General features: G+C 69.4%; 23 protein-coding genes. 15 read left to right on the top strand and 8 right to left on the bottom strand.

Annotated features, from left to right (window positions below; all coding sequences use genetic code 11):
* Positions 1-584: 584 nt before the first annotated feature.
* Positions 585-992, bottom strand: coding sequence for a nuclear transport factor 2 family protein (locus ACWDS7_RS31235; RefSeq protein WP_451932177.1), 408 nt, complete (start codon positions 990-992; stop codon positions 585-587).
* 201 nt (positions 993-1,193) lie between these two features.
* On the opposite strand from ACWDS7_RS31235, the gene ACWDS7_RS31230 reads away from it, so the two are divergent.
* Together ACWDS7_RS31230 and ACWDS7_RS31225 are read left to right on the top strand one after the other, a co-directional pair.
* Positions 1,194-1,517 (top strand): hypothetical protein, encoded by a 324-nt coding sequence (locus tag ACWDS7_RS31230; protein WP_451932176.1) that lies wholly within the window; start codon positions 1,194-1,196, stop codon positions 1,515-1,517.
* Between the two features lie 278 nt (positions 1,518-1,795).
* Positions 1,796-2,632: a phosphotransferase enzyme family protein gene (locus tag ACWDS7_RS31225; RefSeq protein WP_451932175.1), complete on the top strand. Its 837-nt coding sequence runs from the start codon at positions 1,796-1,798 to the stop codon at positions 2,630-2,632.
* Between the two features lie 672 nt (positions 2,633-3,304).
* Here ACWDS7_RS31225 and ACWDS7_RS31220 read toward each other — a convergent pair.
* The 3 genes from ACWDS7_RS31220 to ACWDS7_RS31210 all read right to left on the bottom strand — a co-directional run bounded on the left by ACWDS7_RS31220 (position 3,305) and on the right by ACWDS7_RS31210 (position 6,030).
* Positions 3,305-3,964: a hypothetical protein gene (locus tag ACWDS7_RS31220; RefSeq protein ID WP_451932174.1), complete on the bottom strand. Its 660-nt coding sequence runs from the start codon at positions 3,962-3,964 to the stop codon at positions 3,305-3,307.
* A gap of 642 nt (positions 3,965-4,606) precedes the next feature.
* Complete coding sequence (locus ACWDS7_RS31215) at positions 4,607-5,131, bottom strand: hypothetical protein (RefSeq protein ID WP_451932173.1); 525 nt, start codon at positions 5,129-5,131, stop codon at positions 4,607-4,609.
* A gap of 188 nt (positions 5,132-5,319) precedes the next feature.
* A complete protein-coding gene (locus ACWDS7_RS31210; protein WP_451932172.1) occupies positions 5,320-6,030 on the bottom strand; it encodes a TetR/AcrR family transcriptional regulator in 711 nt (236 codons plus the stop codon).
* A gap of 241 nt (positions 6,031-6,271) precedes the next feature.
* Here ACWDS7_RS31210 and ACWDS7_RS31205 point away from each other — a divergent pair, with 241 nt between their 5' ends.
* Entirely contained in the window at positions 6,272-6,604 is a 333-nt protein-coding gene (locus ACWDS7_RS31205; protein ID WP_451932171.1) for a nuclear transport factor 2 family protein, read from the top strand.
* Between the two features lie 220 nt (positions 6,605-6,824).
* Entirely contained in the window at positions 6,825-7,718 is an 894-nt protein-coding gene (locus ACWDS7_RS31200) for an NAD(P)-dependent oxidoreductase (RefSeq protein WP_451932170.1), read from the top strand.
* Positions 7,719-7,955: 237 nt separating this feature from the next.
* Here the strand turns inward: ACWDS7_RS31200 and ACWDS7_RS31195 are convergent, their stop codons facing one another.
* Together ACWDS7_RS31195 and ACWDS7_RS31190 are read right to left on the bottom strand one after the other, a co-directional pair.
* On the bottom strand, positions 7,956-8,306 hold the full coding sequence (locus ACWDS7_RS31195; RefSeq protein ID WP_451932169.1) for a hypothetical protein: 351 nt from the start codon (positions 8,304-8,306) through the stop codon (positions 7,956-7,958).
* Between the two features lie 26 nt (positions 8,307-8,332).
* Positions 8,333-8,983, bottom strand: a complete 651-nt coding sequence (locus ACWDS7_RS31190; protein WP_451932168.1) for a winged helix-turn-helix transcriptional regulator — start codon at positions 8,981-8,983, stop codon at positions 8,333-8,335.
* A gap of 88 nt (positions 8,984-9,071) precedes the next feature.
* Between ACWDS7_RS31190 and ACWDS7_RS31185 the strand changes: the two genes are divergently transcribed.
* Positions 9,072-9,452, top strand: a complete 381-nt coding sequence (locus ACWDS7_RS31185) for a nuclear transport factor 2 family protein (RefSeq protein WP_451932167.1) — start codon at positions 9,072-9,074, stop codon at positions 9,450-9,452.
* 236 nt (positions 9,453-9,688) lie between these two features.
* Here the strand turns inward: ACWDS7_RS31185 and ACWDS7_RS31180 are convergent, their stop codons facing one another.
* Both ACWDS7_RS31180 and ACWDS7_RS31175 read right to left on the bottom strand, forming a co-directional pair.
* Positions 9,689-10,123, bottom strand: a complete 435-nt coding sequence (locus tag ACWDS7_RS31180; RefSeq protein WP_451932166.1) for a VOC family protein — start codon at positions 10,121-10,123, stop codon at positions 9,689-9,691.
* A gap of 112 nt (positions 10,124-10,235) precedes the next feature.
* Positions 10,236-10,904, bottom strand: a complete 669-nt coding sequence (locus tag ACWDS7_RS31175) for a FadR/GntR family transcriptional regulator (RefSeq protein WP_451932165.1) — start codon at positions 10,902-10,904, stop codon at positions 10,236-10,238.
* Positions 10,905-10,980: 76 nt separating this feature from the next.
* Here ACWDS7_RS31175 and ACWDS7_RS31170 point away from each other — a divergent pair, with 76 nt between their 5' ends.
* From ACWDS7_RS31170 to ACWDS7_RS31125, 10 genes are all read left to right on the top strand, one after another.
* Positions 10,981-12,111: an amidohydrolase family protein gene (locus tag ACWDS7_RS31170; protein ID WP_451932164.1), complete on the top strand. Its 1,131-nt coding sequence runs from the start codon at positions 10,981-10,983 to the stop codon at positions 12,109-12,111.
* Positions 12,111-13,745, top strand: a complete 1,635-nt coding sequence (locus ACWDS7_RS31165) for an ABC transporter substrate-binding protein (RefSeq protein WP_451932163.1) — start codon at positions 12,111-12,113, stop codon at positions 13,743-13,745. Before ACWDS7_RS31170 ends, ACWDS7_RS31165 begins: the two co-directional genes overlap by 1 nt.
* Positions 13,742-14,674 carry an ABC transporter permease gene (locus ACWDS7_RS31160; RefSeq protein WP_306871418.1) on the top strand — a complete coding sequence of 311 codons (933 nt, stop codon included), beginning with the start codon at positions 13,742-13,744 and terminating at the stop codon, positions 14,672-14,674. The genes ACWDS7_RS31165 and ACWDS7_RS31160 overlap by 4 nt, the downstream gene beginning before the upstream one ends.
* Entirely contained in the window at positions 14,671-15,471 is an 801-nt protein-coding gene (locus ACWDS7_RS31155) for an ABC transporter permease (RefSeq protein ID WP_451932162.1), read from the top strand. The genes ACWDS7_RS31160 and ACWDS7_RS31155 overlap by 4 nt, the downstream gene beginning before the upstream one ends.
* Entirely contained in the window at positions 15,468-16,397 is a 930-nt protein-coding gene (locus ACWDS7_RS31150) for an ABC transporter ATP-binding protein (protein WP_306871423.1), read from the top strand. Before ACWDS7_RS31155 ends, ACWDS7_RS31150 begins: the two co-directional genes overlap by 4 nt.
* Positions 16,394-17,179 carry an ABC transporter ATP-binding protein gene (locus ACWDS7_RS31145; RefSeq protein ID WP_306871425.1) on the top strand — a complete coding sequence of 262 codons (786 nt, stop codon included), beginning with the start codon at positions 16,394-16,396 and terminating at the stop codon, positions 17,177-17,179. The genes ACWDS7_RS31150 and ACWDS7_RS31145 overlap by 4 nt, the downstream gene beginning before the upstream one ends.
* Complete coding sequence (locus ACWDS7_RS31140; RefSeq protein WP_451932161.1) at positions 17,176-18,630, top strand: amidohydrolase family protein; 1,455 nt, start codon at positions 17,176-17,178, stop codon at positions 18,628-18,630. Before ACWDS7_RS31145 ends, ACWDS7_RS31140 begins: the two co-directional genes overlap by 4 nt.
* Positions 18,627-19,913 (top strand): DUF6986 family protein, encoded by a 1,287-nt coding sequence (locus ACWDS7_RS31135; protein ID WP_451932160.1) that lies wholly within the window; start codon positions 18,627-18,629, stop codon positions 19,911-19,913. The genes ACWDS7_RS31140 and ACWDS7_RS31135 overlap by 4 nt, the downstream gene beginning before the upstream one ends.
* A gap of 1 nt (position 19,914) precedes the next feature.
* Positions 19,915-20,649, top strand: a complete 735-nt coding sequence (locus ACWDS7_RS31130) for an aspartate/glutamate racemase family protein (RefSeq protein ID WP_451932159.1) — start codon at positions 19,915-19,917, stop codon at positions 20,647-20,649.
* The coding region (locus ACWDS7_RS31125; RefSeq protein ID WP_451932158.1) for an amidohydrolase family protein at positions 20,649-21,335 on the top strand (687 nt) is incomplete at its 3' end. The genes ACWDS7_RS31130 and ACWDS7_RS31125, both read left to right, overlap by 1 nt.

Genomic DNA, 21,335 nt, shown 5'->3' with positions numbered 1-21,335 from the left:
GCGCGGTGGCCAGCCGTTGCAAAGCAGGACGAGGCCCGGCCCATATAAGCCCAATACCCACATTCACCAGGTGTTGCTCGCCGGCGAGGAGCCTGGGGGGCAGCGCGCGGCGGACACGGGTTGATGTACCGGATAAGGGACGGTTATCCGGTACATGGCCGTCGCCGAGGTATCGGCGACCTGCGGGTTCACCGGAACAGTCGCCGCGCGACTCGGGTGCGTTATCCGGTACATCAGCAGCCCAGCAAAATCGAATGTGGGTTTTGGGCTTATGTGGGCCGGACCCCTTCGTCTGTCGACACTCCGCAGGGAAACTACGAGGTCGCAGGTGGTGAGCGTCGAGAACTCGTGCCGAGAATCAACGTCGGTAAACGGGTCGGTGAGCGGACTCCGACAGGCATCGGCGCGCTGTCCTGACCTGGGGATACGCTCCTACTTTGCGGCCTATGACACCGACCCGAGCGGAGGGCCTAGATCTGCCGCGACGTCCGGACGCAGCCCGCGGATCTCGTGCGTGCGAGCTGGTCGTCGTCGTAGTGCTTGGCGGCATGTGCGGCATGACCAAGGACATTCCGGCAACGTGCTTACTGTGCTTCTTCCAGCTGCTTGCTGATCTGATCGATCCGGCGGATCCGACCATCTGGGGCCAGGTGGCCGAACATGTAGATCTCCGCCGCGAAGGTCTTACCCTTGCGCAACTTGGTGCGCAAGGTCCACCGAGCGGCGATCCGGTCACCTGAGACCAGCGCCTCGTGGATCTCAACACCAGACCAGTCGTCAGCGGTCATCGCCTCTTTGTCGACATTCTTACGGACAGGGCGGACATGATCGATCATGCGCTGCCGGTCGATCACGAGCCCGTCGTTGCAGTACTCGAAGTCCGGAACGAAGTAGCGGTCAAGGATCGCGTCAGGCTCCTCGTCGGAGACGGCCATGTCCCGGATGTAGGTGATCAGAAAGTCAGCGAGGTCGCGCTCGGAGCTGATGCTCATGAAGCTTCCTCATGGGAGATGGTCCTACGTTTACCAGTAGATCCAAAAATACTGCACCCCGGTAGGGTAGTTTGCTGTCGAATGGGTCCAGGCCCTCCGCATCTGCCTGGGCGCCGCCGGCGAATGGGTCGACCGCAACGGCAGCAGCAAGAAACAGTCGGTGTGGGTGCCCTGCTCCGCGTGCGCCGGGACCGGGCGGAAATGACCGACCCGATCACCTGCCCCGAGTGCGACGGCGACGGCGGCCAGCGCCTGGGCCGTCTGCGCATCGCGTGCACCTTCTGCGGTGGCCTGGGCTGGGTCGGCGGCGAGCACGAGCCCGCTGAACGCGGCGAGGGCACCCCGCCGCAGCGGCCTGCGGCCTGGGAACATCGCATCTGGTCCGAGCCCGCCGTCGCCGCTGCCCTGGGCTGCAGCTACTGCCTGGATTCGGGGACGGTCGCCCACCTGAACGCGACCGCGCGCACTCTGGTCACCGTGCCGTGCCGGTGCCGTACCTCGGGCGATCTGCCGGCCAGCGCGTAGACCTGCCCGGCGGCCGGGGCGGATCACCCCGGAGAATGTGACTTCCCACAGGAAGATCGCTTATCACCGGGAATGCACGTTCCCACAGACATGCTTGATCGCCTGGAGGCAACTCGCGGACCGCCCCCAGACGGTCCGTGTCCTGTCTCACGGAAGCTGGCGCGCGTCTCATGAGACCTGGCGCGTGGGTCCTTCTGTCTCAGCAACCTGGCGTGATGCCATGATCATGCGCCCAGGGACATGAGACAGCTGCCCCAGACCGCCGCGAAGGAGATCCCTTGACTGATCCACGCCACGACCTCGGCCAGCCCAATGAGGAACCATTGGTCAGCGACGGCGTCACTCAGGGCATCGTGCGGGTGGGAGACACCGTGCGCCGCCCCGTCCGACCCTTCACTCTCACGATCCAGGCCTACCTGAAACACCTGCACGCCGTCGGATTCTCCGAGGCACCCGTTCCACTCGGACTCGACGAGCGAGGCCGTGAGGTCTTGTCGTTTGTCCCTGGTGATGTTCCCCGCGAGCCACTTCCACCAGAAACGGCGAAGGAGGAGGTTCTGGTTGGCCTGGCGCGGCTTATCCGGCGGCTGCACGACGCCGCCCAGGACTGGGTGCAACCTGCTGACGCCATCTGGGGAGGAATTCCAGGAGCGCTGGTCACGGCTTCAACTTCTGACGGGGAACCGCTGCTGGTCAGCCACCGCGACTACTGCCCCGGCAATGTCGTCTTCCGCGACGGCCTGCCTGCGGCACTCATCGACTTCGACCTGGCCAAGCCGACCACCAGGGTCTACGACATCGCCAACGCGCTCTACTGGTGGGCACCACTCCTGCATCCCAAGGACAGAGCACCCGCCTTCGTAGACCTCGATATTCCCCACCGCGTCGCCATATTCGCCGACGCCTACGGCATGACAGCTGAGCAGCGCCATGCCCTGGTTCCCACTGCGACGCGCATGATCGGCGGATTCCACGTCGGCATGCGCGCCGCGGCCGAAAAGGATTCGGTGTTCAAGCGCTACTGGGACGAGGTGGCCAAGGAGCGGCTACCTCGGGCCGAGGCATGGATACATGAGGAGGGCTCGACCATCACAAGCAGGATCACCCGCCCATGACGCTCCACCTGCGACGTCTCAATGACCGGTGAGACCACCTACGTGAACCTCGAAATTGCACGATCACGCGCCAGGTTGAATGAGACGAACGGTCGCGTGCGCCACCTTCGATGAGACATCCGCGTTCATGTCGCCTCACTCAAGCTGGCGCACAGCAGGTCAGCGCATCGCCCTCACGCCAACTTCAGTGAGACAGGACAGTCCGGCGCCGGGCGTACGGTGGAGGCATGGCCGGTCTCCGCCGGTGTCGGCTGTGCAAGAAGCCGCTGCGGGCCACCGCCCGCGCGGACGCGGTCTACTGCGGCCCGGCCTGCCGTGCGGCGGCCGCGCGCCGGCGCCGTCAGTTCGTCAAGGCCGTGGTGGCCGGGCGCGTGACCGAGGTGTCCCGGGCCTGCCCGGTGTGCGGGCAGCGATTCGTCGTCGGCCTCCTGGGCTACCGCCGCGATGCGATCTATGACCGGCCGGCCTGCCGGACGGCCGCCTGGCGGGCCCGGCGAGCCGTACGCAAAGCCGTCGCCGGCCGGGACCCGGTGACGGCTTCACGTACGGCTACAGGCCCGCGACCTGGGAGCGGAGCAGACGTGAGGAGGTCGGCCGTCTCCCTGCGGCGCCGCTCTGTCCGTCGGTGACGTGCGGGAACTTAGCCCTTCCGCCGCGCGTCACAGCTCCCTCTCACACGGCGGCGTCGAGACGATCGAGGAGCGTGTCGGCGGCCGTCGCCCACGCACGGCGGCCAGAGCCATCCTCGCTGGACTCCCCCGCCTGAGCGTCCTCGTGGTCGGCCTCCTGGCGCTGGCGGGCGGCGAAGTCACGCAGGGCCTCGGTGAGCACGAAGTGGGTGTGCTCGTCGTCGAGGTCGAGGACCACGGTGTGCCGGGCCGGGGCTGCGGCCGAGCGGCCAAGAGCCCACCGCTCACCCTCGGACGGCTCGCGCTCGACCAGGGCCTGGACGCGGGTCGAGGCGGTGGAGCGCGCGACGCCCATCGCGCCGGCCAGGTCCCCATGACTGCCGCCGAGCTTGGCGTGCCAACGGACGGCGGCGTCGCGGACCCCGTGCATCCGGGGCAGCAGCGTCCGCTCCAGGGCGCGGATGAGTCCCCACAGGTGCGCCCGGTCGTCGTCGACCTCGCCGGCGTAGGTGCCCTGCCGCTCCAGGGTCCGCAGCAGGATCAGTGCCCACACCACCGCGTGGGAGAAGTCGGTGAGGTCGGCCCGCCCGCGCGGGCTTTCCGCGAGCGCCGCGAGTTCGTCCTGGTCGACTCGGACGATGAAGTCGGTGAGCGCGGGGCCGGCCCCGGCCGGGTCGTGGTGCTCGATAGACGCCGACGGCATGATCGCCTCCAAGGATGTACGGGCTTCCGTACAAAACTGCACGGGACTCCGTGCATCGTCTCCAGGTCCGTGGAGGGCTCCTGCTGACGGGGTGCCGGCATCGCGCATGTCAGGCCCGAGTACGGGCCTGGATATTCACCCCAGAAACCACCACAAAGCGGACAGCTATCCGCCCGACTGTCGGCGCCCCGTTTCACGCCGGATGTTTGCGCAGGTCAGCGCGCCGCGCGCGGTTTTCTGTACCGGACAGAAGTATGCCACTGTCCCGTATCCGCCTCAGAGGCGCCACCGCCGGCCCGCCTTCGGTCAGGCATTCTGGACCGGGGCGCGCTCTGCCCCCTTCTGGATCAGGTGGCCGGTTCCCTCCGGTGTCGTCTCCAGCCGCCACCCGTCCGGCCATGAATAATGAGGCTTTGCGGGGTTGGCCACCATACGGGTCCAGCCGAGATACGGGGAAGACCGGCCATCAGTCGATCGTGCTCGTAATCTCGGAAGTGGACCGAAGTGTCTCCGCGACTCTGGGACGCGGAATCTCGGAAGCGCGGCATGGAGTCGACTTCCGAGATTGGCTCATCTCGGAAGTGGAAGCGGAGCTTGGCCGTACTGGCGATTGGCACTTCGCTCAGGTTGGGGGCTTCAAGATCAACCCATGGCCGGTTCTGGCCGTATCTCGGCTGGACCCGGATCTGTGGGTGTCACGGTCCGTGAGAAGGTGCCTCCCACCCCCTCCGCAGCTCTGGCGGTCGCAGCGGCGTGCTCATCGGTGGTCATGCCGAGGCTGGGGTCGTGCCGGTTGAGGTCATGCTGGTCGTCAGCCCATTGCTGGTAGTCCCGCCGAACGGCGAGCTCGTCGGAGTCGACAATATGGGCGATATCGGCCCAAGTGACCCCGGCCAGCAATGCGTGGTGGACGTTGGCGGGATGGCGCACGGTGCGTGCGATGCACTCCGCCAGCGCCAGCAGTTCAATGTGCTCGGCCACGGTGAGCGGAGGACGGTCATCAGCTCCATGCCGGGCGGGGTCATAGATCCCTCGGTCCACCAGCTCGATCCGGGCGCGAGCCGACGCGTGTTTGGCGGCCAACTCGTTGTAGCGCTCCAGCTGCTGACTGACAGGCATGTCGTAGCGAGCGTCGCGCCAGGTCGTGACATGTTCAGGCATGGTCATGACGACTTCTCCAGGGCAGTCGGGTTCTGGCTTCAAGGGGCAGTACGTCCCGGTCACCCGTGATGGCCGCACGGCGTGACCGGATCCAGTGAGGTGATCGTGCCGCAGGAGGGTGAGGCCGGCGGCGTCAGCCATGTGCTCCTCGTGATCGACCCGTTCGCCGGACCCCCGCTGACTGTGGGCGGCGGTCACGGCATGGGGCCGAGGGAGGCGACGAGGTCGTGCATCTCGTCGCGGTAGACAACGGCCGGGTCCTGGATGGCGGTGCGCAGGTGGCCGTAGATCTCCAGGGCCACGAGCCCGTGCATGCGGCCCCACACCCTCAGCGTCATCGCGATGCCTGCCGGTGGCAGGTCCGGAAAGTCCTTCCGGACATGGGCCACCAGGTCCGGGTCGAAGTCGGCCCAGCTGTAGGCGCGGTCCTCGGACCGGCGCGCCTGGACCGCCGGCCAGGCTGCGGCGACGAGGCCGATCAGTCCGTTGCAGGCGCGCACCTCGGCCTGCTTGCCGGGGCCGTCGTCGGGCGGACGGTAGCCGGGCACGGAGTCGCCGTAGATCAGCCGGAAGCCTTCGGGGTTGGCCAACGCCCACTCGCGCATGGCCTGGGCCCAGGCCAGGATCCGGCCGCCCGGATCGGTCTCCGGCACCGCGTCACGGGCGGCCTCGGCGGCGTCGACCGCCGAGGTGTAGACGTCGCCGATGAGCGTCGTGATGAGGTCGTCGCGGGTGGCGAAGTAGCTGTAGATCGCGCCGGCCGTCATGCCCATCTCGCGGGCGATCGCGCGTAGCGAGATTGCGTCCGGGCCGCCGTCCGCCATGAGCTTCATGGCGATCGCCTTGATCTCGGCGCTGGTCTGGGCGCGTAGCCGGTCGCGGCGGCTCGTCGTGTGGTCGCTCACCCTTGACAGTCTACAGGGTTGGTCTAATCTACATCGTGCTAAGTCTGAACGCCGTGTAGTAACACGACGGCATATAGAAATGAGGGCTTGTGACCGGAGAAGGACCTCGTCCCGGGGCTGTCGGCGTTGACCCGGATCATCGTGGCGCTCGACTGCGACATCGGATACGTGGCGCTGATCGCCCTCGCCCTCAGGCCCGCTCCGCGGCCACAGCGAACGTCCCCTTGGAAGGAGCCGGCAAGTGAGCACCACCGATGTGATCCTCGCCTACCTCGACATCTGGAACGAGCGAGACGCCGCCACCCGGGTGACACTGATGAAGTCCGTCCTCACCGAGGACTCGCTCTACACCGACCCCGCCAACGCGGGCCTGCGTGGGCACGCCGAACTGTCCGAGGCGATCGGCCGCGCCCGGGAGAAGCTCGGCGACCTGAGGTTCACCCTCGACACCGTGGTCGGCGCCCACCACGACCGCGCGCTGTTCAGCTGGAAACTCGGCACGGTCGCCACCGGCTACGACGTCGTCGAGTTCGCCGGGGGCCGCATCCGCAGCATCGTCGGGTTCTTCGTATGAGGCGCCCGCGGCACGGCGGGACCGCCGCTCTGGCCACCTCGCCGCAACGGCCGATAGCCGGACCCGGTGACCAGCACGACATGCCTGGCCGGGCCGTCCGGATGACCAGTACGACATGCCTGGCCGGGCCGTCCGGACCGGCGACCTACTACGCCCAGACCTCAACCACGGCAACCACACCCGTCGCGGCGGACGCCGCATGAGATACGCAGGAGCACATATGTCCCCCCTTTCCGCCTCGCAATCGCCGGTCACCGTTGTCGGCCTGGGACTGATGGGCCATGCGCTGGCCACGGCCTTCCTGATGAACGGTCACCCGACCACCGTCTGGAACCGATCGGCAGCCAAGGCTGACGATCTCGTCGCCAACGGTGCCACCCTGGCCGACTCGATCAAGAGCGCGGTCGAGGCAAGCCCACTCGTCGTTGTCTGTGTCTCGGACTACGACGCCGTGCATGAGTTGCTGGACCCGGTCGGCCCCTCGCTGGCCGGCCGTACCCTCGTCAACCTGACCACGGCCAGTTCCACCCAGGCTCGCGAGACCGCCGGATGGGCGGCCAAGCTCGACAGCGCTTACCTCGACGGGGCGATCCTTGCCCTTCCCCAGGCCGTCGGCACCGCCGATGCCACGCTGTTGTACTCCGGCTCGAAGGTCGCCTTCGAGGAGCACCAGGCCACCCTGCAGACACTCAGCGAGACCGGAACCGTTTACCTCGACGAGGACCACGGCCTGTCTGCCCTGTACGACATGTCCGTCCTGAGCATCATGTGGGGTGTCCTGAACGGCTTCCTGCAGGGGGCCGCACTGCTGGGCGCCGCGAACGTCAAGGCGACGACTTTCGCGACCCTGGCCAACACCGCGATCAACGTGACGGCCGACTACGTTTCCGCATACGCGCAGCAGATCGACGAGGGCAGGTATCCGGCCGCCGACGCCACCGTTGCCGTCCACATGGGCGGGATGGAACACCTGGTCCAGGAGGCCGAGGCGCTCGGCGTCAACACCGAGTTGCCGAATCTCTTCCTGGAACTGGCCAGGCGTGCGGCCACCGACGGCCACGCCGACGACAGTTACGCAGCGATGATCAGGCAGTTCCGCAAGCCCTCGGTCTGACTTCTTCCCTACGGCGGAACGAGCAGAGCCGGGAATCCGGATCACGCATTCCGTGCCCGGCTCTGCTCCGAATGCTGTGCTCTGTCCGACACCGGTCGGTCGAGAAGACCCCGATCATGGCGCCGTGCGGTAGTGGTAGCCGCACACCTCCTCGAAACCCGCCCGCTCGTACAGCCGTACGGCAGCTCCGCCTACCGGCGACGTCATGGGCGGCGCAGATGGGTGCGGGCCCGGCGGTCAGCTTGATCCTCGCAGGGCGAGGACGTACTGGTGGGCGTCGTGCGCCACGTTCCGCCACAGCGCGAGTGTCGCCGTGTCGCTCTCCTGGGCCGGGAACGCGACCCATTCCCGCATGGTCCGCTTGCCCATGGTCACCCGTCCGGCGGTTCCCGCGTCGACGTGCCGCCCAGCTCGATCCTGGGGGAGCTTCACGATGAGCTGTCCGTCATGGCCGAGGAACGCGAAGATCTTGCCGCCGACGCGGAGCCCCGGGCTGCGGAACATCGTCCCCAGGACGACATCGGGTCCGCCGCCGAAGTCTGCGGCGATCTCCTCAAGGAGCCCCAGCGCGTCGTGACCGTCAGGCATCGGCGTGCCCTCTGTTCGGTAGACCGTCAGGCATCGGCGTGTCCTCTGTTCGGGAGAAGGCGTTGCAGTGCGGCCGCGGAGCCGTCGACGACCAGTCCCTGGATCTCGGCCGTCCGCAGGGTCATCTGTCCGGTGAAGAGCGCGACGAGCACCTGCGGCGGAGCCGTGACCGTCGCTCCGGGCTGCCGTGCGGTCGAACAGGGGTGCACGTCGACCTGGCCGTGTGCGGCGATGATGTCGCAGCCGTCGTGCAGGTCGCCGACGCGCACGGTGACGGGCGGCTCATCGGGTGAGTTGTCGCGGCACAGATGGCGCAGGGGCAGCGAGAGCCAGTGCGCCCGGAACTCGTCGTCAAGCGGCGGGTCGATCATCAGGGGTGCGCCCCAGCGGGTCAGCTCGCGGACGACGCCGCTGAGGTCGCGGCCGCGGTCGGTGAGGCTGATCAGTGTCGCGGAGACCGGGGGCGGCTCATCGTGCCGGGCGATCAGTGCGGCCGACTCCATCTCGCGCAGCCGGTCGGCCAGCAGGTTGCTGGCGATGCCGGGCAGTCCGCGGCGCAGGGCGGAGAAGCGGCAGGGGCCTTGGGTGAGGAGTTCGCGGACGATCAGCAGGACCCAGCGGTCACCAACCAGATCCAGGGCGCGTGCCATCGAGCAGTACTGGTTGTACGAACGCATGAGCCCAGTTTAGCGGGGATGGTTGAGTATCTCTATTGGGTGGTTTATTTTCTCAACCAAGCGATCAGGTGTTCGAAGGGAGAGCAACATGACCGTCGTCAGCGACGACGCGCCTTCCGTGGTCCGGGCGTACTACCGGGTCCTCACCGGTGGGATCGAGAACTACGGGGATGGCCAGGAGCTCGTGCCCCTGCTGGCTGACGACCTCGACTTCGAGGGGCCCATCGCTGGACGCGTCGTCGGGGCAGCCCTGTTCCGGCAGGGTGTCCGGGGTTTCATCGCCAACGTCAGCAAGATCGACCTGATCCAGGAGGTCAACGGTCCGGACGGCACGGCCGTTCTCTACGACGCCCATCTACCCAAGGGCGTCGTCCGGCTCGCCGAGTTCTTCACGATCATCGACGGCGTGATCCAGCGGCTCCGACTCCACTACGAGCCCGCCGACTACGTGGCCAAGGGCGGGGGCTGAGCGAGCAGTCCTCCGTCCAAGCGGCCACCTGTGTCCCGGGCCCCATCGTCGTCGGGGGCGGGCCGGATGGACCGGCGGAGGGTGATGTGGCGGACCGGGGCGTCGGGGGTGCTCGGCGCCGGCCCGGCGCAGACGCTTACGGGCGGCTGCGTCGGGCCGGACCTCCCGGACTGCCGCAGGCCGCGCCGGGCGTCGGCGGGCCGGTCGACCCGCGAAGGTGGTGCGTTCGCGGCCACTCAGTCGAGACAGAACTCGTTGCCCTCGATGTCCTGCATCACGAGGCACGACTCGTTGTCGCTGTCGGCAGGCAGTAGTCGCACGCGTACCGCGCCGAGCGCGACCAGTCGTGCGCATTCGGTCTCAAGCGCGGCCAGGCGCTCCTCACCCACGAGCCCGGTGCCGACCCGCACGTCAAGGTGGAGCCGATTCTTGACGACCTTGCCTTCGGGAACGCGCTGGAAGAACAGTCGCGGGCCCACACCTGAGGGGTCGACGCACGCGAACGCCGACCCCTGGCGCTCAGGCGGCAGTGCGCGATCGAAATCGTCCCAAGTGGCAAACCCCTTCGGTGGCGGCGGCACGACGTACCCCAACACCTCGCACCAGAAACGAGCGACGCGCTCAGGGTCCGCGCAGTCGAAGGTGACTTGGATCTGCCTGATCGATGCCATCGGTCCATCGTAGGGGCGGGGGCTTCCGTCGTCTCCACGGGCCCGCTCCCCCGCCCACCCGGCCGGCGGCCCCTGTCCCGCACGCCGCTGGAGGCGGGCGGGACGCGGAGCATCAGAGGCCGCGCTCCTGCTCGTCGAGAATGGCGAGCGCGATCTTGACGGCGCCCGCCGCGTCGCCGGCCTCGATCGCCTCGTACAGTTCCTGGTGGGAGGAGTCGGAGCTGAGCACGGCACGTTCCATGCAGTGGTCGCGCAGGAGCGTGTCGCGCACCGCCTCGCTCATGCCGCGATACAGGTCCAGCAGCACCGGGTTGTGCGAAGCCGCGGCGATGGACAGGTGGAAGCCGAGGTCGGCGTCGGCGAACGCGTCGAGATCTATGGCCTGGTGGGCGGTGGTGCGCCGCTCCAGCGTCTCCCTCAGCGCGTCAAGGTCCTCCGGTGTCCGTCGTTCGGCGGCCAGCCGGGCCGCCACGAGGTCCAGGCCGCGCCGCACGTCGATGATGTCCATCGTCGCCGCGCGGTCGAGGCGGCGCTTGAGCGCCACCTCGCTCTCGTCGGTGGCGGTGACATAGGTCCCGTCGCCCTGACGTGTGGTGAGCAGGCCGGCGTGGACAAGAACGCGGACGGCCTCGCGTACTGACAGCCTGCTCACGCCCAGCACCTCGGCCAGCTGGCTCTCTGAGGGGATCTTTGTGCCGACCGGCCAGACGCCGCTCGAGATCTCTTCGCGGAGCTCACGTATGGCGGAGTCGACGAGGGTGGTCCGGCCCACTTGCCGCATTCGTCCTCTTCTCTAATCATCTGATGTCTGATAATTCTATGCCACTGTTGCCCGCAAGTTAAGGGGATCAGCCGGTATGGCTCAGATTCTGTTCACCGATGTCCGCCCCCACGATGTCCTGGTCGAAGACGGCCGCGTCGTCCCCCTGGAACGCAGAACAGAAGGATGCGAGGTGGTGGAAGCGGGTGGGCTGCTCGCCCTGCCCGCCCCGGTCGACGCGCACGTCCACCCCGACAAGACCACCTGGGGCCAGCCCTGGCTGAGCCGTACTCCGGCCCGGACGCTGCGCGACCTGATCGAGGGTGATGTCGCGGCGCGGGCGGGGATGGCGGCGCCGGTGGCCGAGCGGGCCGGGGCGCTCATGGATCACGCGATCGCACGCGGTACGCGGGCGTGGCGGGCACACGTGGACGTCGCCCCGGTGTACGGGCTGAGCAACGTGCACGGCGTGCGGGAGGCGGCCCGGGCGCGTGAGGGCCTGCTGGACGTGCAGATCGTCGCCTTCCCCCAGCTCGGGCTGCTCTCGATGCCGGGTACGGCGGAGCTGATGGAGCAGTCGCTGAAGGAGGGCGCGGACATCCTCGGCGGGCTCGACCCCGTGGGCATCGACGGCGACCTGCACGGACACCTCGACCTGCTGTACGGCATGGCCGAGCGGCACACCGTACCGCTCGACATCCATCTGCACGACGGCGGTGAGCAAGGGGTCGCGCAGGTGCTGGAGATCGCTCGCAGGACGAAGTCCAGCGGTGTGCCGACCACGATCAGCCACGCCTTCTGCCTGGCCGACCGAGAGGACCTCGCCGAGACGCTGGCCGAGGCGGAGGTCGCGCTGACCACCTGCGCGCTCGGCGCGGACCCGGTCCTGCCCGTCGGTCCGCTGCTCGAAGCCGGTGTGCTGGTCGGCCTCGGATCCGACGGGGTGCGGGATCCGTGGACGCCGTTCGGCGACGGCGACATGGTCAACCGCGCCCACCTGCTCGCCTACCGCACCGACGCCCGCACCGATGAGGAGCTGGCCACGTGCTACGAGATCGCGGCGCACGGAGGCGCCGCCCTGCTGGGCCTGGAGCCGGCGCGGCTCCAGCCCGGCGACCCCGCCGACTTCATCCTGGTCCGCGCCGAGTCCATGGCCCAAGCCGTCGTGGACAGACCCATCCCCCAGTTCGTCGTCCGCAACGGACACGTTCGCGAAAGGTCCTATTGATGATCCGTCGAGCCATACCCGTGGCCACCGCCCTCGCGCTGGCCCTGACCGCGTGCGGCCAGCAGGCCGCCTCACCGCAACAGCAACAGCAACAACAGCAAGGAGCGGGCGGAGCGCCCAAGCTGGAGCTCAAAACCGTCACCGCCCCGGCCACCGGGGAACTGGACAAGGCGACGTGGAACCTGCCGTACGAGCCGCAGACGGTCGACCCGATCAGGTCGTTCAACTACGCCGAGAACACCGTGCTGGCCAACATGTGCGAGAGCCTGCTGCGGCTGACCCCCGAGTTCGGCATCGAACCCGGCCTGGCCGAGAAGGCCGACAACCCCAGCCCGACCACGTGGGTCTACACGATCCGCGACGGCGTGAAGTTCTGGGACGGCACGCCGCTGACCGCCGAGGACGTCGCGGCCAGCCTCAACCGCCACCTCGATCCCGCACTCGGCACCTGGTGGGGCGACTACTTCCACACCGTGGAGTCGATCAAGGCGACGGGGCCGATGCAGGTCACCGTCACGTTGAAGCAGCCCGACGTGCTGTTCAACCAGGCGATGGCCTCCGCGGCGGGCGCGATCGTCTCCGCCGAGTACGCCAAGAAGAAGGACCTGGGCTCGCCCACCGGCGGTGTGATGTGCACCGGCCCGTACAAGTACGAGAGCTGGAAGTCCGGCGACTCGCTGACGATCAAGCGCAACGACGCCTACTGGGACACCGCGTTGCGGCCCAAGACCAAGGAACTGGTCTTCCGGTTCATCGCCGACGAGACCACCGCCGTCAACGCGCTGCGCTCCGGCGAGGTGGACGGGCAGTACTTCTACCTGCCTCCCGCGGGGCTCGGCCAGCTCCAGCAGTCCACGACCGGCTCGGTCACGCTCGGCAAGTCGCTGACCTTCTGGACGCTGCTGGGCGCCGCCAAGACCGGCCCGTACGCCGACCCGAAGGTCCGCCAGGCCCTGTCGCTGGCGCTGGACCGGGCGGCCATCTCCAAGGTGGTCTTCCAGGGGACGGCGGTGCCGCAGCGCACCCTCGCCGGCGCCGAATACTGGGGATACCAGCGGGACGCCTTCCAGAAGGCCTATGACGCGCTCCCCCCGGAGACGCCCGACCTGGCCAAGGCCAAGCAGTTGCTCACCGAGGCCGGCTCGCCCACCCAGACCATCACCATCGGGATCCAGGGCAGCTCGGCCGTCCACGAGCAGACCGCCAACCTGATCAAGGCGACCGGCGAGGCGCTCGGCCTGAAGATCGAGATCAAGGTGATCCCCGTCGAACAGTACGGGAACCTCTACAGCGACCCCAAGGCCCGTGAGGGCATCGACGCCTTCTTCTCCACCTGGTACGGCAACGTGCCCGACCCGCTCGACATCTACACCGTCTTCCTGGCGGGCGGCCGCACCAACTTCAACGACTACGCGGCCGTGGACGCCGACATCAAGAAGGCGCGGGCGGCCTACGACGAGACGGAGCGGGCGGCGCTGGTGACGACGATCCAGCAGAAGGTCACCGCCGACGTGCCGTGGATGCCGCTGAACAACCTGCCGGTGATCCTGTACATGAACAAGCGGGTGACCGGAGCCGTCGCGTCCTTCCCCTACCTGTACTACCCGTGGGCCGCGGGCCTCGGCGCGGCATGAGGTTCCTGGCGAAACGACTGGCAGGGCTGATCGTGGTCCTGCTGGTCGCCTCCTTCCTGGTGTACGGCCTGCTCTACCTGGTGCCCGGCGGCCCGATGGCGTTCCTGCTCGGCAACCGCAGCGGCACCCCCGAGCAGGTCGCGGCCATCCGCGCGCAGTACCACCTGGACGATCCGTTCCTGCTGCGCTACGCCGCCTGGCTGCGTGACGCGGTGACGGGCGACTTCGGCACCTCCCTGGTCTATCGGCAGGACGTCTCCGCGCTGATGGCCTCCCGGGCGACGACGACCGCCTTCCTGGTGGTCTACGCGACGCTGCTGATCGTGGCCGGGGGCGTGGCCATGGGCCTGCTGGCCGGGCTGCGCGGCGGCAAGGCCGACGGCGCGGTCAGCCTGATCTCCTCGGTGTTCCTGGCCACGCCGCCGTTCGTGATCGGGGTGATCCTCGTCATCGTCTTCGCGCTGGGACTGGGCTGGTTCCCGGTCTTCGGGCCCGGTAACGGGTTCGGTGACCGCATCCACCACCTCACGCTCCCGGCGATAACACTCAGCCTGGCCAGCGCCGCGTTCCTCGCCCGCATCACGCGGGCCTCGGTGTCGGAGGAGCTGGGCCGGGAGCACGTGGAGACCGCCCGCAGCCGCGGCCTGGCCGAAGGGCACATCGTCCGCAGGCACGTGCTGCGCAACGCGGCCATCCCGGTGGTGACCGTGGTCGGCCTGAACGTCGCCGGGCTGATCGCGGGCTCGGTCGTGGTGGAGAGCATCTTCGCCCTGGACGGCCTGGGCTCGTTGTTCGTCCGCGCGATCCTGCAACGCGACTTCGCGATCGTCCAGGCGGTGGTGCTCGTGCTCGTCACCGCCTTCGTCCTGATCAATCTGGTGGTGGACCTGTGCTACTCCGCTCTCGACCCGCGCCTGTCGCGGCAGTGACCCGCCGCCTGGGCGGGCTGGGCGTGGCCGCTGCCGTCCTGCTGACCGCCACCGTGGTGATCACCCTGCTCGCGCCGCTGCTCGCGCCCTACGACCCCGACCTGCCCGACCTGTTCAACGCGCTGGGCGGCGCTTCCGTCGCGCATCCCCTGGGCGGGGACGCCCTGGGCCGGGACGTGCTGTCCCGGCTGATGTACGGCGCGCGGACCACGTTGCTCGCCCCGGTGCTGGTGATCTGCGTCGCGAGTGTCGTGGGGACCACGCTGGCGATCGTCGCCGCCTGGGCGGGCGGCAAGGTGGACGCGGTCATCTCCCGCCTGCTGGATGTGCTGTTCTCCGTGCCCGGCATCGTTTTCGCGCTGGTCACCGTGGCCGTCCTCGGTCCCGGCATCCCCGGCGTGGTGATCGGCCTGGCCGTCGCCTACACCCCGTACGTGGCTCGGGTGGTGCGGAGCGCGGCGCTGCGTGAGCGCAACCTGCCGTACGTGGCCGCCGCCTGGGTGCAGGGCCGTTCCGCGACCGCCATCTGCCTGCGCCACCTGCTGCCCAACCTGCGGCCGATCATCGTCGCCCAGTCGGTCTCCGCGCTCGGCTTCGCGGTGATCGACGTGGCGGCGGTCTCCTTCCTCGGGCTGGGCGTGCAGCCGCCCACGGCCGACTGGGGGTTGATGGTCAAGAGCGGCCTGGACAGCGCCATGCGGGGCCAGCCGCTGGAGGCGCTGAGCGCGGGCCTGCTGATCGCGCTGGTGGTGGCCGCAGTGAACCTGTTGGGTGATCGCCTGGGGAGGCAGCCGTGAGCCTGTTGACGTTGGAAGGCTTCGGCCTGGCCGTGCCGTACGGACGGAGCTGGCGGACGCTGGTGGAGCAGGTGGACCTGACCATCGGCAGAGGAGAGGCCGTCGGGCTGGTGGGAGAGTCCGGGTCGGGCAAGTCGATGACCGCCCGGGCGGTCATCGGCCTGACCCCGCCGGGCGCCCGCGTGACCGGCAGGATCGTCTTCGACGGCGCCGAGGTGCCCTCGGGCAGGGAACTGCGACGGCTGCGGGCCAAGCGGATCGCGATGATCTTCCAGGATCCGCGGGCGCACATCAACCCCGTCCGCAGCGTCGGCGACTTCCTCACCGAAGCCATGGTCCACAACCTGCGGATGCCGGTACGGCAGGCGTCGGCGCGAGCCGTACAGCTCCTCAAGGAGGTCGGCATCACCGACGGTGAGCGGCGCCTGCGCCAGCACCCCCACGAACTCTCCGGCGGCCTGCTGCAACGCGTCATGATCGCATCCGTGCTCGCCGTCGAACCCGACCTGGTGCTGGCCGACGAGCCGACCACCGCACTGGATGTGACCACCCAGTCAGAGGTCATGGCCATCCTGGACGAGCTGCGCCGCGAGCACGGCATGGCCATGCTGTTGATCACCCACGACCTGGAGCTGGCCGCCGCGACATGTGACCGGCTCGCGGTGATGTACGCGGGCCGGATCGTGGAGGACCTTGACGGCGAGCCGCGCCACCCCTACACGCGCGGCCTCATGAGATCACGCCCCAGTTTGGAGGGAACGGTGCACCGGCTGCCGGTGATCCCCGGACGGCCCGTGGCGGCCTTCGAAGCCGAGGAGGGCTGCGCGTTCGCGCCACGCTGCGACCTGGCCGAGCCGCGTTGCCGGGAGAGCCGGCCGCCGTCCGTCCGCGGGGTCGCCTGCCTGAGGGCGGAGGAGACGGCATGAGCGTGATCGAAGCGGAGCGGCTACGGAAGACGTACGGCACCGCCACCGCGGTCGACGAGGTCTCCTTCACCGTGGCCGAAGGTGAGTCGCTGGCCATCGTGGGAGAGTCCGGGTCGGGGAAGACCACCGTCGCCCGCATGCTGCTCGGCCTGGAGACGCCCACCAGCGGGACGATCAGCGTCTGCGGGCGGCCGCGTCCGGCAGGCCGGGTGTCGGCCGGGGAGCGGCGCAGACGGGCACGAGAGATCCAGATCGTCTTCCAGGACCCCTATTCCTCGCTGGACAAGCTGCAGCGGGTCGGCGACGTCGTCGAGACGAGCCTTGCCCTGCACTTCTCGCTCACCCCCGCCGAGCGGCGGAAGAAGGCGCTGGACCTGCTCGAATCCGTGGGCCTGGCCGAACGTCACGCCGCGATGCTGCCCAGACAGCTGTCCGGAGGGCAGCGCCAGCGGGTGGCCATCGCCCGCGCCCTGGCGGTGGAGCCACGCGTGCTGGTGCTGGACGAGGCGGTCGCCGCGCTCGACGTCTCGATCCAGGCGCAGATCCTCAACCTGCTCGCCGACATCCGCGAGCAGCGGTCGATCAGTTATGTCTTCATCTCCCACGACCTGGCCGTGGTCAACCAGATCAGCGACACGGCCGTCGTGATGCGTCACGGCCGCGTCGTGGAGCGAGGAACCACCCGCGCCCTGCTGCGCGAGCCGCAGGAGGAATACACCAAGGCCCTGCTGGCCGCCGTACCCAGGCCCGGATGGAAGCCGACCCGGAGGAACACACAGTGAGCACTCTCGTCAGGGCGTCGTTCGTCATCGGCTTCGACGGCGACGACCATGTCATCCACCGTGACGCGTGCGTCGTCTACGACCGCGACCGGATCGTCCACGTCGGCCGCTCCTACGACGGCCCGGTCGACGAGGTGATCGACGCCGGTGAGGCGATCGTCGGGCCGGGCTTCATCGACCTGGACGCGCTGGCCGACATCGACCACGCCATCCTCGACACCTGGCACGCCGACTCCAGCGGGCTGGGGTGGTCACAGGACTATGCCGTCAACCGGCGCCGTGCCGTCTTCCCGCTCGAGGACACGCTCTTCATGCGGGAGTACGCGCTCACCCAGCTCATCCGCAACGGCATCACCACGGCGATGCCGATCGCCGCCGAGACGCACAGCGCCTGGGCCGAGTCGTACGAGGAGCTCGCCGGCGTCGTGGAGATCGCCGGACGGCTCGGCCTGCGCATGTACTTGGGTCCGTCCTACCGCTCCGGCGTGCCCGTGCTGCGTGCCGACGGCAGCAGGGACGTGCACTGGGAGCCCGAGCTCGGCGAGAAGGGGCTCGCCGACGCGATCCGCTTCGTCCGGGACGTCGACGGCGCCCACGACGGCCGGATCCGAGGGGCGCTGCTGCCCTGCCGCATCGAGACCGTCACCCTCGACCTGCTGCGCGCCACCGCCCGAGCCGCGGAGGAACTCGACTGCCTGGTCCGCCTGCACTGCATGCAGGGGATGACGGAGCTGCGGTTGCTGCGCGAGTGGTACGGCCGGCACCCGCTGGACGTGCTGGCCGAGGTGGGCCTGCTCGGTCCCCGGCTGCTGATCCCGCACGCCCTGTACCTCGGTGACCCCGAGACGCCGTTCGAGGGATCACCGGACCGGCTCGCGGCCCTGGCCGGGATCGTGCACTGCCCCCTCACCTTCGTCAGGTACGGCGACGCGCTCCGCGACTTCGACCGTTACCGGGAGGCCGGCGTGAACATGGCGCTGGGCACCGACTCCTTCCCGCCCGACATGATCCGCAACATGGACTACGGCAACAACCTGGCCAAGCTGGTCACCGGACGGCTGGAGGCGGGCTCGGCCGCCGACTACTACCGGGCCGCCACGCTGGGCGGCGCCCGCGCACTGGGCCGGGACGATCTGGGCAGGCTCGCCCCCGGCGCCAAGGCCGACCTGGTCGTCGTGGACCTCTCCGGCCCACGCACCGGCCCCGTCGACGACCCGATCAGGACGTTGCTGATGAACTGCACGGGCGCCGACGTGTCCACCGTGGTGATCGACGGCCGGCCGGTGATGCGCGACCGGATGATCGCGGGGGTGGATGAGGAGTCGATGCGGCTCCGCGCACAGACCTACTTCGAGACGATGAAGGCCGCCTACTCCGAGCGTGACCACATGCGCCGCGACCAGGCACTGTTGTTCCCCGCGTCCTTCCGCGTCGTCGAGGCCGGCTCATGAGCGGCGCCGGCCTCGCCGCCGAGCTCAGCGCCGGCCTCGCCGCCGAGCTCGACACCCGGCTCGCCGCGGCGGACGAGCGACTGCGTACGGCCTACCCCGGTGAGCCGTCCGGCCGGCAGCCGGTGCACACCGTCTACGTCCCGGCCGACCGCTACACCTCGGACACCGTACGGACATGGGGCAGGGAGGCCCGGGCGGCGCTGGCCGAGCACGGCCGGACCGTCGTGGAATTCGCCGACGCGCTCGACCTGCCGCCGCGGACGGCGGCGGAGGTGTACGACCGGGTCCGGGCCAAGCTGGAGCGCGAGCCGGTCGAAGACCTGAGGATCGACTTCGAGGACGGCTACGGCAACCGCTCGGACGCCGACGAGGACGCCACCGCCCGGGCCGCCGCGGAGGCCCTCGCCGCCGCTGTCGCCTCCGGCGACGGCTCGCCCTTCCATGGAATCCGGTTCAAGAGTTTCGAGGCGCCGACCCGGCGGCGCGGCCTGCGCACCCTGGCGATCTTCCTGGAGACTCTCGGCCCGCCGCCCGACGGCTTCGTCGTCACGCTCCCGAAGGTGACCTCCGTCGAGCAGGTGGAGGCGATGGTGCTGGCCGCCGAGCGGCTGGAAGCGGCGTACGGGCTGGAAGGCGGGAGCCTGCGGTTCGAGATCCAGGTGGAGACACCGCAGGCGATCCTCGGCCCGGACGGCGTCTCGCCGCTGGCATCGATGATCCGCGTCTCGGCCGGGCGCTGCACGGGCCTGCACTACGGCACCTACGACTACTCGGCGGCGCTCGGGGTGTCGGCGGCGTACCAGAGCGTGGAGCATCCGGTCGCCGACCACGCCAAGGCGGTGATGCAGGTCGCCGCCGCCGGTACCGGCGTACGCGTCAGCGACGGCTCGACCAACGTGCTCCCGGTCGGCGGCACCGACGCGGTCCGCGCCGCCTGGCGGCTGCACGCGCGCCTGGTCCGGCGCGCCCTGGAGGGCGGCATCCACCAGGGCTGGGACCTGCATCCGGCCCAGCTCCCCAGCCGGTACGCCGCCGTCTACGCGTTCTTCCGTGAGGGACTGCCCGCCGCGGCCGCCCGGCTGCGCGGCTATCTCGACCGCGCGGATTCGGGCTTCCTCGACGAGCCCGCGACCGCCCGGGCGATGGCCGGATTCCTCGTCCGCGGCCTTGAGTGCGGCGCCGTCGACGAGGCCGAGGTCCGCGCCCTCGCCGGCGTCGCCCCACCCGGACTCCGCGCCCTGACCAAGCCGGCCGGGCCAGGGCGCCTCGGACGGGTGGAGTGAGATGCGCATCCTGATCGTGAATGTGAACACCACCGCGTCGATGACCGAGACGATCCGTGCGCAGGCCGCGGCGTACGCGTCGCCAGGCGTCGAGATCGTCGGGCTCACCCCGTCGTTCGGGCCGGAGTCGGTGGAGGGGAACTTCGAGAGCTATCTGGCGGCGGTCGCCGTGATGGACCGGGTCGTCCGGTACGCCGAGCCGTACGACGCGGTGATCCAGGCCGGATACGGCGAGCACGGCCGCGAGGGCCTGCAGGAGCTGCTCGACGTACCCGTGGTGGACATCACCGAGGCGGCCGCGCAGGTCGCGATGCTGATCGGCCGCACGTACTCGGTCGTCACGACGCTGGACCGCGCCGTACCGCAGATCGAGGACAGGTTGCGGCTCGCCGGGCTGGCCGACCGGTGCGCGTCGATCCGGGCCAGCGGGTTGTCGGTTCTCGAGCTTGAGGAGGATCCCGGCCGGGCCGTCGACGCGATCGTCGCCGAGGCATGGAAAGCCGTCGTCGACGACCGAGCTGAGGTGATCTGTCTTGGTTGTGGCGGAATGGCCAGCCTGGGCCGGGAGATCACCGCCGCCACCGGGGTACCCGTCGTCGACGGCGTCGCCGCCGCGGTCGCCCTCGCCGAGGGGCTCGTCCGGCTCGGCCTCACCACGAGCAAGGTGCGCACCTACGCGACGCCACGGCCCAAGACCGTGACCGGGTGGCCGATCGACAATGGAGGTTTCGTCTGATGGCCGAGCTGGACCTGCTGTTCAGGGCCCGTCGAGTGGTCACCGCGGCCGGGGAGGTGGCGCGCAGCATCGGCGTACGGGACGGGACGGTGATCGCGGTCGAGCCGCTGGATGCGGACCTCGAGGCCGCCGAGGTGGTCGAGCTCGGCGACGACGAGGTGCTGCTGCCCGGCCTCGTCGACAGCCACGTGCACGTGAACGACCCCGGCCGGACCGAGTGGGAGGGCTTCGGGAGCGCCACCCGGGCGGCAGCGGCCGGCGGCGTCACGACGATCATCGACATGCCGCTGAACAGCATCCCGCCGACCACCGATGTCGCGGCGCTGCGGACGAAGCGGAAGACCGCCGAGGGACGGGTGTACGTCGACGTCGGCTTCTGGGGCGGGGCCGTACCGGGCAACCTGCGCGAGCTGCGCGGGCTGCACGACTCGGGCGTGTTCGGATTCAAGTGCTTCCTGCTGCACTCCGGCGTGGACGAGTTCCCCCACCTGGAACCGGGCGAGCTGGCGGACGCGCTACGGGAGATCGGGGCGTTCGACGCACTGATGATCGTGCACGCCGAGGACCCGCACGTGATCGACCACGCCCCGGCCGCGCACGGCGCGAGCTACCGGGACTTCCTGCGCTCCAGGCCGCGGGGCGCGGAGAATCTCGCGGTCGCGCAGGTGATCGAGCAGCAGGTCAAC

It is taken from the genome of Streptosporangium sp. NPDC003464 (genome assembly GCF_053588315.1).
Note: the sequence above shows the minus strand (reverse complement) of the source record. Positions and strands in the feature narration are given on the sequence as shown.